The sequence below is a fragment of the Campylobacter sp. IFREMER_LSEM_CL2151 genome, from assembly GCF_025771725.1.
GTDB classification, from domain to species: domain Bacteria; phylum Campylobacterota; class Campylobacteria; order Campylobacterales; family Campylobacteraceae; genus Campylobacter_D; species Campylobacter_D lari_C.
The window spans coordinates 81,350-93,731 of record NZ_JAKMQT010000002.1; the positions used below are offsets into that span (position 1 = coordinate 81,350).

Here is a 12,382-nt window from a genome sequence, read left to right on the forward strand (position 1 = left end):
TTTCCAACTTTTGCGTTTTTCTCCATAATTAAGTATTAATTTTCTTTTGATATTGTTTTTAAAAAATTAGAAGGAAAACAATGTCAGTTTATAATAATATTTTAGATTGTATAGGTAATACCCCGATTATTTCTTTAAAAGAATTTGCTCCAAATCTTTACGCTAAATGCGAGTATTTTAATCCAAGCCATTCTATAAAAGATAGAGCAGCTGTGGAGATGATAAAACAAGCTTTAAATGAAGGTAAAATCAATCAAGAAACAACCATTATAGAAGCTACAAGTGGAAATACCGGCATAGCTTTAGCAATGATTTGTGCAAGCTTAAAGCTTAAACTTATCATAGCTATGCCTGAGTCTATGAGTATTGAGCGTAGAAAAATGATGAGTTTTTTTGGTGCAAAGCTAGAGCTTACTCAGGCAAGCAAAGGTATGCAAGGAGCGCTTGATAGAGCTAATGAGCTTTTGAGTGAAATTCCAAATTCGTTTATGGTAAGTCAATTTGAAAATATCAACAACAAAAACGCACATAGAAAAAATACTGCTTTAGAAATTTTAAAAGCTTTACCTGATCTTGATATTTTTTTAGCAGGTTTTGGCACAGGTGGGACTATTAGCGGGGTAGGAGAAATTTTAAAAGAACACAATCCTAATATCAAAATCATAGCTTTAGAACCTGCATCTTCGCCACTTTTGAGTCAAAATATCGCTGCAAGCCATAAAATTCAAGGTATAGGTGCAAATTTTATCCCTAAAATTTTAAATCAAAAAATTATAGATGAGATAGTTTGTGTAAGTAATGAAGATGCTATAAATACAGCCTTAGAGCTTGGTAAAAATGGCATAATGGCAGGAATTTCAAGTGGTGCAAATGTATATATGGCTAGAAAAATTGCTTTAGAAAATCCAAATAAAAAAGTCTTGACTATGCTAAATGATACAGCCGAGCGATATTTGTCAACTGATTTATTTGCAAATTTATAATTAGGGGTGTGTATGAGTCAAAATAATGAGCATTTTGATTTAGATCTTGAAAGGGCGATTTTAAGTTCTTGTATATATAGTGAGGATTCTTTTTTTAGTATTTCTTCAGATATTGAGATTAATGATTTTTCACTCAAAGCTCATCAAGATATTTATAAAGCGATTTTAGCTTGTGTGAATGCAGGCGAGCCTATAAGTGCAAGTTTTATAAGAAAACATAAAAAAGTAGATGAGCAAATTTTAGCTGAAGTTTTAGCCACTACTTCTATAGCAGATGTGAGTAAATACGCATATGAGCTAAGAGAAAAATCCATTAGACGCCAACTTTTAAATTTTGCTTATACTATACCTACAAGGGTAAATGAAGATAAAAGCATTTCTCAAATTTCAGATGAAATAGGCAAAGAGATTTTTAATCTTACTAACCGTGTAAATAGTAATAGTATTAAAGATATGACTATGGTTATGTCTGAGCTTATGGATGAGTTTAAAAAGCAAAAAGAAGCAGAAAATAAAGACATTTTAGGACTTGATACAGGCTTTAGTGAGCTTAATAAAATGACAAAAGGCTTTAAACCTGGCGATCTTGTAATCATTGCTGCACGCCCAGGTATGGGAAAAACTACAATTTGTTTAAATTTTATAGAAAAAACACTAAGACAAAATAAAGGCGTTGTGATGTTTTCACTAGAAATGCCTGCTACACAAATCATGCAAAGATTAATCAGTGCAAAAACTTCCATTCCTTTGCAGAAAATTCTAATTGCAGATTTAAATGATGATGAGTGGAGTAGGGTGGGTGATGCTTGTAATGAATATGCACAAAAAAATCTTTATATTTACGATAGTGGTTATGCTAGTATAGCTGATATTCGTTCGATTTTACGCAAAATTAAAGCTCAAGATGAGAGTATTGAGCTTTGCGTGGTAGATTATATCGGTCTTATGATGAGTAACTCAGCTTTTAATGATAGGCATTTGCAAGTGAGTGAAATTTCAAGAGGCTTAAAGCTTTTAGCAAGAGAATTAAATATGCCAGTAGTGGCACTCTCACAGCTTAATCGTTCATTAGAAAGTAGAGCAAATAAGCGTCCTATGCTTAGTGATTTAAGAGAAAGTGGCGCTATAGAACAAGATGCAGATACGATTTTATTTGTGTATAGAGATGAGGTTTATAGAGAGCAAGAAGAAAAAGAAAGAGAAAATAAAGCCAAAAATGAAGGCAAAACTTATGAGAGAAAATTTATGCCAAATCCTGTGCAAGAAAAGGCTGAGCTCATTATAGGTAAAAATAGAAATGGTCCTGTAGGGCATGTGGATTTGCTTTTTTTAAAAGAAAAATCATGCTTTATTGAAGCTCCAAAAGAAGATTTTGTGGTTACAAACTTTGAAGGTTAATTCAAAGGGTAACCATAATTTTTATGCATAAAAAGTTCTAAATCCTTAAAATCAATTTTTCCCATTAGTTCTTCTACGAGTTGCTTATACACTATTTTTCCATCTTTGACTACAAAGGCTGCTCTTGCTAGTAATCCTGCAAACACACTATCGCCTATTAAAACTCCATAATTAGTGCCAAAATCTTTAAAAGCAAAATCACTTGCTACAATAATATCATCAACCCCTTCAGTAGCACAAAAACGATCCATAGCAAAAGGTAAATCCATACTAATAATAATAACTTCGATATTTTTCATAGAAGCTAATCTTTTGTTAGTTTCTTTTGCTTGCTTAGAGCATACTTGAGTGTCTAAACTAGGAAAGGTTAATAAAATTTGAGTTTTTCCTGGTGGTGCTATTTCTACTGGGGCGAGGTTTTTGGTTCTTAGAGTTATTTTTGGAGCATTATCGCCAACTTCTAGCTCATCTCCTATAAGTTCTATTTCTTGATCTTTATATATAATGCTTGACATAATTTCCCTTTTTTATAATAAAATCATTTTTGCTAAAAGTAAAAAACTAAAAAATCCCAAACCATCAGTAATTGCAGTAATCACTACACTCGATCCTACCGCAGGATCGATTTTAAATTTTTTTAAAGTTAAAGGTACAAAAGAACCCACAAAGCCTGCTAATGCTAGATTAATTAGCATTGATAGGGCTATAACAAGTCCTAAAAGAGCTGTTTTAAACCATATAAAGGCTATAATGCTCATAATACTAGCAAATATAAGCCCATTTAATAAAGAAATTCCACTCTCTCTTAATATAACTTTTTTAGCGTCTTTAAATTCTACTTCATTGAGTGAAAGTTTTCTAACTGTTACTGCTAAAGCTTGTGAGCCTGTATTGCCTCCCATAGAAGCTACGATAGGCATAAGAACTGCTAGGGCTACAAGTTGTTCTATTTCGCCTGAAAAAAGGCTAATTATATTAGCTGAGATTAATGAGGTGGTAAGATTGATCATAAGCCAAAAAGCTCTAGCTTTAGCTGCTTTAAAAGCACTTTCTTCTTCGGCGTCTTCATCAACTCCGGCTAAGTTATAAATTTGCTCTGTTGCATTTTCTTGGATTAAATCATGGATATCATCATAGGTAATTCTACCTAAAAGCACTCCATCATCACTTACAACCGCTAAAACACTCAAATCATAATCTTCTACTATATCAATAGCCTTTTGTATATCTTCATGATCTTTAATGCTATAACATTTATATTTTTCGCTATTATTTTTAATAATATCTGCAAAACTTAGTTTAAAATCCCAAATCAAAAGATCACTTAAGTTGATAGCATTACAAAGCTTTCCTTGATTATCTATGATATAAACTTGAAAAATTTGATCCACTTGTCCTGAGTGTTTTAAAATTCTATATCTTTTAATAGCCTTTTCTATACTCTCATCAATAGAAGCTGTGAAAATTTCTGTTTGCATATAAGCACCAGCGGTATTTTCATCATAATTTTTAAGGCGTAAAATTTCTTCTTTATCTTCGGAACTTAAGCGGTTTAAAATGGCTAAAGTTTTTTGTGGATTTAACTCTTCAAAACGCTTAATCAAATCTGTTGCATCATCACTTTCAAGCTCTTCTACCGCTTTTGCAATCTTTATAATACTTAAGTGTTCTAAAATATCTTCTAAGATATGTTCAGGCGTTATAGTAGCTACATTTGCAAGTGTGTAAGTATCAAAAGATTTAAGAGTTTGCAAATAAAGCTCTTCGTTATATCTTTTGATAGTCTTTAGGGCTTCATTGGTTTCATAGGTGCTTTGATCTTTGGAAATATTTTTTAAAAGTTCTTGTGCTTCTAAAAAATCATTCATCATCTCAAAGCTCCATAGAATTTTCTATATTTTGTTCTTTTGGTGGATTTTTATAGTTTTCATCAATGCTTTGCAGGCGGTTTTCATACTCTTTTGCCATTTTTAAAAATTCTTCTTTGTTTTTACCGCTTAGGCTTGATTTTGGAATTTTTACTATGGTTTCAGGATTAATTGCTTTGTTATTTAGATAAAGTCCAAAATGCAAATGTGGCCCAGTGCTCATACCAGTAGAGCCTACATAAGCAATCACTTGGCCTTGTTTAACTTTTTGACCGCGTTTGATTTTTGCAAAACGGCTAAGATGAGCATATAAAGTCATATAACCTGATACATGCTTTACTTGTACAACCTTACCATAACCACCTTTTGTTCCAACAAAACTAATCGTCCCATCTCCTGCGCTTTTAACCGGAGTACCCGTTGGAGCAGCATAGTCAATACCTAAATGCGCTCTATAGCGTTTTAAGATAGGATGATATCTTGCCCTAGTAAAGCGATCTGAAATTCTTGTGTATTTAACAGGTTTGGTTAAAAAGAAATTTTCAAGCTCTTTTCCTTGAGCATTATAATAAGAATCTTTATATAAAAACACAGAATATTCTTTACCTCTAATGTTAGCTAAAGCTGCTTGGATGTTAATGTCGCCAAAAAGTCTTCCTAATCTTCTTTTTTGCTCATAAATTAATACTACGCTATCGCCTTTTCTGACATTTTTAAAATTAACACTATTTTTAAAAGCTCTCACCATAGCTCTTGCTAAGGTTACACTGCCACTTTCATCATAAACATCTTGATAAGCTGAGTTATTAATAGCTACGCGAATAGTTCTTTTTTCTTTAGTGTAAGAAATAGGGGTAAAACTCAATACGAATTTGTTTTCATTATTTTTGTAAATATGAATTTGTAAATCATCACTAATTGGGATTAAAACTTGTTCAAGCTCACCTTGCTCATCTTTTAGCATTTGGTATTTAACACCACTTGTGATTTCTGCGCTTAGTTCTTTATCTTCGGTGTCAAGATTATAATATAAATTAAGTGGTATAGAATGATCTTGTAAAAAATCAAGCAAGGTTTTGCCATTTTCCCAAGAAAGTTCTTCAATACTTGAAATAGCAAAAAGTTTTATGGATATAAGTAAAGATATGAAAATTTTTTTCATGATAATCTAAAGCCTTCTAAAATTTAAACATAAATTTGTATTTTACTTAATTTTTCTTACAATTTTGTAAGGAAAAAACAATATAATTTATTTTTTACACTTTTTAAGGAGTATAAATTGTCAAGAATTATCTTAGTGCTTTGCTGTTTTTTAGCATTTTTGCAAGCTAAAAATTTTGATTTAATACAAACAAAACTTGAAAAAGTAGATGATATTTATGGTTATATAAAAGATGATCCTAGAATTTTATTGCACTCAAGTGGTATAGTTGTACATGAAATTGATACGCAAAAATCTATCATTGCAAGAGCTAGTGTGATAGGGCGTGAAAATGGCTTAGTTAAATTACAATTTAAAGTTTTTGATATGTTAGCTCAAGATGCTATGCCTTTGCCAAATGTATTGCCACAAGTAGGCGATAAAATAGTTTTAAATTATTTATACGATAGAGCTTTGATTGTAGCTCCTGATAAAAGTGTGTATGATTTTATAGCGCAAAAATTAAATGGAATTTATTTTTTACACCCTGATTTATTTGGTGCTCATATGATACAAGAATACCGCCAAACCCCAAGAAGATCAGATTTTAGATCTTTTTGTTCAAAAAATGCTGTTGGGCTTTTAGTGGTAGCTTTAGAAAATAAAGCTGAGATAGTTGATTGTCAAGACTTTGGCAAGATTGAAGAATTTGCCATACCGCAAGCTCAAAGTTTGCAAATTCCATTTTATTCAAGAATTACAGGTTATAAAAGTGATATTTTTAGCTTAAATGATGAGGCTATTGGAAATTATTATGTATATTATGAAAAATTAATTAGTTTAACTAGAGAAAAATAATGCAAGAAATTCATCAAAAATTCTTTCAAGATCTTTTAGGGGTTGAAAATGCGCATTTTGATCCTATCCATAAAAGAGCGTATAGTTATGATGCTACTAAAAAGCATTATTTGCCTGATGGGGTGCTTTTTCCAAGAGATGAAAATGATATTAGTCAAATTCTAAAATATTGTGATGAAAATAAAATCATCGTTATTCCTAGGGGCTCAGGCAGTGGATTTACCGGTGGAAGCTTAGCTGTTAACGGTGGAGTGGTGTTAAGCTTTGAAAAACATATGAATAAAATTTTAGAAATTGATCTTGAAAATTTAGTCGCAGTGGTACAGCCTGGTGTGATAAATATGGCTTTGCAAGAAAAAGTAAAAGAATATGGTTTATTTTATCCACCTGATCCTGCTAGTATGGAGTATTCTTCTTTAGGGGGAAATGTAAGCGAAAATGCAGGGGGTATGAGGGCTGCTAAGTATGGTATAACTAAAGATTATGTAATGGCTTTAAGAGCTGTTTTACCTAATGGAGAAATTATTAGAGCAGGTAAAAGAACCATAAAAGATGTAGCGGGTTATAATCTAGCTGGAATTTTAATAGCAAGTGAGGGATCTTTGGCTGTGCTTAGCGAGATTACATTAAAACTAGTTGCTTTGCCAAAGTTTAAAAAGACAGCTATGGGGATTTTTAATAGCATTGATGAAGCGATGAATGCAGTTTATAAAACTTTAGCTAAAGGTGTAACTCCTGTATCTATGGAATTTTTAGATCAACTAAGCATACAAGCATTAGAGCAAAAATTCCAAAAAGGCTTGCCTATGGATGCGGGTGCGATTTTAATCGCTGATGTAGATGGTAATATAGAAGAGGCTTTGGAAGCAGATTTAAAAATCTTGCAAGAGAGTTTTTATGAATCTGGCGTAAGAGAGTTTAAAATAGCAAAAGATGAGCAAGAAGCAGCTAATATTTGGTTTGCTAGAAGAAATTGCTCTCAAAGCATAGCAATGTATGGAAATTTAAAGCTTAATGAAGATATTACAGTACCGCGTTCAAAACTACCTGAGCTTTTAAAAGGCATAGCTGAAATTTCTAAAAAATATGGTTTTAAAATCCCTTGTTTTGGTCATACTGGCGATGGTAATGTGCATACTAATGTAATGGTAAGTGATAAAAACAATCCTGAATTAGTTAAAAAAGGTTATGAAGCCGTGGAAGAGGTGTTTAAGCTTACGGTCTCTTTAGGTGGGACTTTAAGTGGAGAGCATGGTATAGGCATTTCAAAGGCTCCTTTTATGAAGCTTGCTTTTAGTGAAGCTGAAATGGACTTAATGAGAAATATCAAAAAGGCATTTGATCCAAATAATATACTCAATCCTTTCAAAATGGGACTTTGATGAGTTTTAAAAACTTATTTAAAATTCTTTTAGCTTTAAGAGATAAAGAAATTTTAAATTATGCTGCGGCTTTGAGTTTTTATACTATCTTGTCTTTAATACCGCTTTTGTTTTTGTGTTTTTGGGTTTTTACCCAAATTCCAAGTTTTGAAATGTATCAAGAAAGAATTAAAAATTTAATTTTTACTTTTTTAATCCCAACTCAACAAGAATTAATCATACAATACATCAATACATTTTTAAAAAACAGCGTAAATTTAGGACTTATAGGACTTTTGGCTATGGCTTTGACTTCTTTGGCTTTTTTTTCAGGTTATGATTATGTGATTAATAAGCTTTTAGAGGAAGATTCTAAAAGTCTTTGGCACAGTATAAGTTCTTATTGGACTTTAGCAACCTTAACCCCACTTGGGCTTGGAGTGAGTTTTTATATTTCAGGTTTTATACAAAAAACCTTAGATGATTTTAATATTGCTTTAAATTTTTTTGAGATTTTACCCTATGTGATTATATGGGCTTTATTTTTTGTATCTTATTCAAGTTCAGTAAGCAAAAAAGGTGATTTAAAAACCTTACTTATTAGTTCTTTTGGCGCTTCTGTGATTTGGTATATTTCTAAGATGATTTTTGTGTATTATGCTGTATATAATAAAACTTATTTAAATGTATATGGTTCTTTTTCTGTAATATTATTTTTCTTTTTGTGGATTTATATATCTTGGATTATTTATCTTTTGGGCTTAAAGGCTTATTTGCTTTTAAATCAAGAAAATAAAGGGAATAAGCCCAAGAGAAATTATAAAAAGAGCTAAGTGTTTATTAAATATAGCGATTAAAGATAAAATTAAATAAATAAAATAAAACACAAAAGGTATTGATAGATTAATTGCATGCATTTTAAACTCAAAAAAATGTATTAAATATAAATCTAATAAATTTCCATAAGAAAAAATATGCAAGATTAAAACCAAAGGATAAAATATTATAAAGGCTAAGCTTAAAGGTATGGCTAAAAATTGCTGAAAGCTAAGTAGAGGAAAAAAGTATAATACAGGGATAATCATTGCTAAAAAAGTCCAGATATTTAGCAAAAAAGCATGAGTAAAATTTGAAAATTGATCTTTAAAATGATGAAGATATAAATAAATATAAAAAACTCCTAAAATAGAAAATAAAAACCCAACGCTAAAAAGAAGTTTTGGAAAAATGCTAATGCAAAATGCTATACTTAAAAATAAAAATTTAAAACTGAGTATTTTAATATTTTTACTAAATAAATAAAAAGCAAAAAGACTCATTAGTAAAGCTCTTGCATAAGAAGGGCTAAAGTCTATTAAAAATATATAAAAAATTAAAAGCAAGAAAGCAAAAATACTAATATCAAGCTTTAAACTTCTATAAGGAAAATATCGTTTATGAAAAAAAGCGTATAAAGGAGCAAAAATCAAAAAGCAAAAGCTAAATAATAAGCCCAAATGATATCCGCTAATAGCAATTAAATGCGCGATATTATAAAAATTTACATCACTTCTAAGTTCACTTGATACATTTTTTGCAAAAAATAAAGCCCCGTAAAATTCTTTGATTTTTTCATTTTGATGTTGATTTAAAAAATACCTTATTAGTGTATTTTCTTTTTGTGTTTTGGTTTTGTTAAAATCATAACTTGGCGCATAAAAACTTTTACTAAGATAATCTTTAAAGTTAATATTTTTAGTGATAATTCTAAGATTTATCACATCATTTTTACTTAAATTTAGATCTTTAAAGCTAGTGGTGTAAAAAATAAAATTAGAATTTTTGAGTTTTAAAACTTGATATTTTTTACCTTTTTTATTAGTTTTTTCATAAGAAGATAAAACGATATTATCTTTAAGTAATAAATGCTTAGTAAGTTTAAAATTTTGATATTTTTTATACTCATAGAAGAGATTTAAACTAAAAATTGCTAAAAAACATAATAATAAAATAAAAAATTCTCTATAAGTTTCTTTTATAGAGAATTTTAAATTCATTTTTTCTTAGAAAAACGTGATAAATATAACCATATAATAAAAATTAAAGTGATTATAAAAGCAGGAGCTATGTAAGGATAGTTGGTAAATGCTTCAAAAGCTTCTTTTAGGGTATTTCCAAAAATAAAACCAGCATAACCTAAAATAACAGCCCAAATCAAACTAGCTAAGGAATTGATGATAAAAAATCTTACAAAGCTAAATTTACAAAGACCTGCTGCTATAGGAATGATAGTCTTTACTCCATAGATAAATTTTTGCACTACTAAAAGCAAATCACCATATTTTTTGATTTTCATCATAGCAAGAGCGATTTTTCTTCTATGATTTTTAAAATAAGGCATTATGTCTTTTTTATAGTATTTTCCCAAGATAAATAATAAAGTTGAGCCTATGGTATTAGCTAAAAAGGCTAAAAATATACACAAATGCAAATCAAGTTTGGTAGAACTTGCACAAAGTACCCCGGCAGCAAGTATAGCAACCATACCTCCACCAAAAGAATAAAAAAATAAAATCAAATAGCCATAAGTGCTTAGATTATCTATCATTTCTTGCATGAAAAACCTTATCTTGCAAAATCAACAGCTCTAAGCTCTCTGATGACATTGACTTTTATTTCACCAGGGTATTGAACTTTTTCTTGAATTTCTTCAGCTATTTCTTTAGCTAAAAGTACAGATTCATCATCATTAACTAATTTTGCATTAACAATAACTCTAATTTCCCTACCAGCATTAATAGCATAAGCTTTTTTAACCCCTTCTTTACTTTTTGCTATATCTTCAAGCTCACTCACTCTTTTTAAGAAGGCTTCTAAAACCTCACGTCTTGCACCAGGACGCGCAGCGCTTAGTGTATCTGCTGTACAAACTGCAGCTGATTCTATGCTAATAGCTTCTTCATGTCCATGGTGAGCATAAATTGCATTAATCACAACAGGATGTTCTTTATATCTTTTGCAAAGTTCAGCTCCTAAATCTACATGAGAACCTTCAAATTCATGTGTTAAAGCCTTGCCTATATCGTGTAAAATTCCAGCTCTTCTTGCTAATTTTTCATCCCCACCACACTCAGCTGCTATGATTCCAGCTAAATGTGCCACTTCTAAAGAATGTGCTAGAGCATTTTGGCCATAACTTGCTCTATATCTTAATTTTCCTATTAATTTAACAATTTCAGGATGTATATTATTAAGTCCTAGATCCATTACTATAGTTTGACCTTCTTCTAAGATATTATCTTCAAATTCTTTGCAAACTTTTTCATGAATTTCTTCTATTTTTGCAGGTTGTATTCTGCCATCTTCAACTAAAAGCTCAATCACTTTTGTAGCAATGGCGCGTCTATAAAGATTAAAACAACTTACTATAATCGCTCCAGGTGTATCATCGATGATAATATCAACACCCAAAACCATTTCTAAGGTTTTAACATTTCTTCCTTCTTTACCTATAATACGACCTTTTAGTTCATCATTTTTGATATTTACTACATTGATTAATCTTTCAGCAGCAAATTCTCCTGCAAATCTTGAAGTGGCTTGTGCTAAGATAAAATTAGCCTTTCTTTTAGCTTCATTTCTAGCTTCTTCTTCGTATTTTCTAACAATATGAGCAATCTCAGCTCTTGAGTTTTCTTCCACTTTTTGTAAGACAATGTTTTTTGCCTCTTCTTGTGTAAGACCAGCTGAATGTTCAAGGATTTTTAAAACATCATTTAGTTTTGTTTCATAGTTTTGTTTTAAATTTTCATTTTCCTCATGTAAAGCTTTTATAACTTGTTGCTCTTTTGCTAATTTATTTTTGTTTTCTTCATGAAGTTTTTCTTGATAATGAAGATTTTGTTCTTTTTTGTTAAGCTCTTCTAGTTTAATAGAATGCTCTTTTTGTAGTTTTTGAATTTTTTCATCGAATTTTTTCTTTGCTGCAAATTCAGCTTCAGCAACTGAATTTTTAGCATCTTTAAGTGTTAATTCAGCTTCATATTCAATGGCTTTTGCTTTTGCTTTTGCTTGCTCTAAAAAGATATTGAAATTTGCATCATTAATCTTTTTGGCGACTATATACCCAATCCCTCCGCCTATAAAAACGGCTATTAATGCGACTAATATTTCTATCATTGTTTTTAACTTTCCTAAAATATTTTTTATAAGGGTTTATATAAAAATTTCCTTTTATATCATGATCTTGGCTAAAAAATTGATCAGATTTTGCATCTATCATTTGCGTAAAAATAACCAAAGGTTTTTTATAAGAAATGCTTTCAAAAAACCTATCGTAAAAACCTTGACCATGACCGATTCTTCCTAATTTTGCATCTACACCTATTACAGGGATAATCGCAACATCAATACGAGTTTGCAAAAAAGAATCTTTTGGTTCATATACCCCAAAGCTCTTTTTTTCAAGAGCTAATCTTAATTTTACTACCTTTAAACTTTTATCTTGCATAAATGGGACGAAAATTTGATATTTTTTTGTTAGAAAATGTCTGAATTTATAAAGATTAATTTCATATTTTAAAGGAATATATATAAGGATATTTTTACAATTTTTGTATAAATTTAGAATTTTCATTATTTCTTGAAAAACTAAAAAATCCCTTTTGTATTGATACTTTAATTTTAAATGCATTTTGGATTTTTGTTTTATTCTAAAATTGTTTTTTATCAAGGCTTTCCTTAAAGTTTTTAACTTTTTATGTTATACTTTTAAGCTTAAAAAATCATAAGGAT

At 30.1% G+C, this 12,382-nt stretch carries 12 protein-coding genes; 5 read left to right on the plus strand and 7 right to left on the minus strand.

Going from position 1 to position 12,382, the window contains the following annotated elements; genetic code table 11:
* Window positions 1-80 precede the first annotated feature (80 nt).
* Both cysK and L8V82_RS02280 read left to right on the plus strand, forming a co-directional pair.
* Complete coding sequence (cysK, locus tag L8V82_RS02275; RefSeq protein ID WP_263723859.1) at window positions 81-983, plus strand: cysteine synthase A; 903 nt, start codon at window positions 81-83, stop codon at window positions 981-983.
* Window positions 984-995: 12 nt separating this feature from the next.
* Window positions 996-2,381 carry a replicative DNA helicase gene (locus tag L8V82_RS02280; RefSeq protein WP_087699265.1) on the plus strand — a complete coding sequence of 462 codons (1,386 nt, stop codon included), beginning with the start codon at window positions 996-998 and terminating at the stop codon, window positions 2,379-2,381.
* On the opposite strand, the gene tpx is transcribed toward L8V82_RS02280, so the two are convergent.
* Genes tpx through L8V82_RS02295 form a run of 3 tightly spaced genes read right to left on the minus strand, consistent with a single transcriptional unit; the run spans window position 2,378 to window position 5,411 of the window.
* Window positions 2,378-2,896, minus strand: coding sequence for a thiol peroxidase (gene tpx, locus L8V82_RS02285; RefSeq protein WP_263723860.1), 519 nt, complete (start codon window positions 2,894-2,896; stop codon window positions 2,378-2,380). The genes L8V82_RS02280 and tpx overlap by 4 nt on opposite strands.
* A 12-nt stretch (window positions 2,897-2,908) precedes the next feature.
* A complete protein-coding gene (gene mgtE, locus L8V82_RS02290) occupies window positions 2,909-4,252 on the minus strand; it encodes a magnesium transporter (protein ID WP_263723861.1) in 1,344 nt (447 codons plus the stop codon).
* 1 nt (window position 4,253) lies between these two features.
* Window positions 4,254-5,411 carry a peptidoglycan DD-metalloendopeptidase family protein gene (locus L8V82_RS02295; RefSeq protein ID WP_263723862.1) on the minus strand — a complete coding sequence of 386 codons (1,158 nt, stop codon included), beginning with the start codon at window positions 5,409-5,411 and terminating at the stop codon, window positions 4,254-4,256.
* 126 nt (window positions 5,412-5,537) lie between these two features.
* Between L8V82_RS02295 and L8V82_RS02300 the strand changes: the two genes are divergently transcribed.
* Genes L8V82_RS02300 through L8V82_RS02310 form a run of 3 tightly spaced genes read left to right on the plus strand, consistent with a single transcriptional unit; the run spans window position 5,538 to window position 8,442 of the window.
* Window positions 5,538-6,248 carry a plasminogen-binding N-terminal domain-containing protein gene (locus L8V82_RS02300; RefSeq protein ID WP_412175310.1) on the plus strand — a complete coding sequence of 237 codons (711 nt, stop codon included), beginning with the start codon at window positions 5,538-5,540 and terminating at the stop codon, window positions 6,246-6,248.
* On the plus strand, window positions 6,248-7,630 hold the full coding sequence (locus L8V82_RS02305) for an FAD-linked oxidase C-terminal domain-containing protein (RefSeq protein ID WP_263723864.1): 1,383 nt from the start codon (window positions 6,248-6,250) through the stop codon (window positions 7,628-7,630). Before L8V82_RS02300 ends, L8V82_RS02305 begins: the two co-directional genes overlap by 1 nt.
* Window positions 7,630-8,442: a YihY/virulence factor BrkB family protein gene (locus L8V82_RS02310; protein ID WP_087685400.1), complete on the plus strand. Its 813-nt coding sequence runs from the start codon at window positions 7,630-7,632 to the stop codon at window positions 8,440-8,442. Before L8V82_RS02305 ends, L8V82_RS02310 begins: the two co-directional genes overlap by 1 nt.
* Here L8V82_RS02310 and L8V82_RS02315 read toward each other — a convergent pair.
* From L8V82_RS02315 to L8V82_RS02330, 4 genes are read right to left on the minus strand one after another with little or no spacing between them, the layout of a single operon-like run.
* Entirely contained in the window at window positions 8,389-9,645 is a 1,257-nt protein-coding gene (locus L8V82_RS02315; protein ID WP_263723865.1) for a ComEC/Rec2 family competence protein, read from the minus strand. The two genes, L8V82_RS02310 and L8V82_RS02315, sit on opposite strands and share 54 nt — an antisense overlap.
* A complete protein-coding gene (locus L8V82_RS02320; RefSeq protein WP_263723866.1) occupies window positions 9,642-10,205 on the minus strand; it encodes a DedA family protein in 564 nt (187 codons plus the stop codon). Before L8V82_RS02320 ends, L8V82_RS02315 begins: the two co-directional genes overlap by 4 nt.
* Window positions 10,206-10,213: 8 nt before the next feature.
* Window positions 10,214-11,767 carry a ribonuclease Y gene (rny, locus tag L8V82_RS02325; protein WP_263723867.1) on the minus strand — a complete coding sequence of 518 codons (1,554 nt, stop codon included), beginning with the start codon at window positions 11,765-11,767 and terminating at the stop codon, window positions 10,214-10,216.
* Window positions 11,691-12,320: a 5-formyltetrahydrofolate cyclo-ligase gene (locus tag L8V82_RS02330; protein WP_214124961.1), complete on the minus strand. Its 630-nt coding sequence runs from the start codon at window positions 12,318-12,320 to the stop codon at window positions 11,691-11,693. The genes rny and L8V82_RS02330 overlap by 77 nt, the downstream gene beginning before the upstream one ends.
* Window positions 12,321-12,382 lie beyond the last annotated feature (62 nt).

Coding starts and splice junctions, on each gene's coding strand:
- cysK (WP_263723859.1), top strand. CDS start 81: ATGTCAGTTTATAATAATATTTTAGATTGTATAGGTAATACCCCGATT.
- L8V82_RS02280 (WP_087699265.1), top strand. CDS start 996: ATGAGTCAAAATAATGAGCATTTTGATTTAGATCTTGAAAGGGCGATT.
- tpx (WP_263723860.1), bottom strand. CDS start 2,896: ATGTCAAGCATTATATATAAAGATCAAGAAATAGAACTTATAGGAGAT.
- mgtE (WP_263723861.1), bottom strand. CDS start 4,252: ATGATGAATGATTTTTTAGAAGCACAAGAACTTTTAAAAAATATTTCC.
- L8V82_RS02295 (WP_263723862.1), bottom strand. CDS start 5,411: ATGAAAAAAATTTTCATATCTTTACTTATATCCATAAAACTTTTTGCT.
- L8V82_RS02305 (WP_263723864.1), top strand. CDS start 6,248: ATGCAAGAAATTCATCAAAAATTCTTTCAAGATCTTTTAGGGGTTGAA.
- L8V82_RS02310 (WP_087685400.1), top strand. CDS start 7,630: ATGAGTTTTAAAAACTTATTTAAAATTCTTTTAGCTTTAAGAGATAAA.
- L8V82_RS02315 (WP_263723865.1), bottom strand. CDS start 9,645: ATGAATTTAAAATTCTCTATAAAAGAAACTTATAGAGAATTTTTTATT.
- L8V82_RS02320 (WP_263723866.1), bottom strand. CDS start 10,205: ATGCAAGAAATGATAGATAATCTAAGCACTTATGGCTATTTGATTTTA.
- rny (WP_263723867.1), bottom strand. CDS start 11,767: ATGATAGAAATATTAGTCGCATTAATAGCCGTTTTTATAGGCGGAGGG.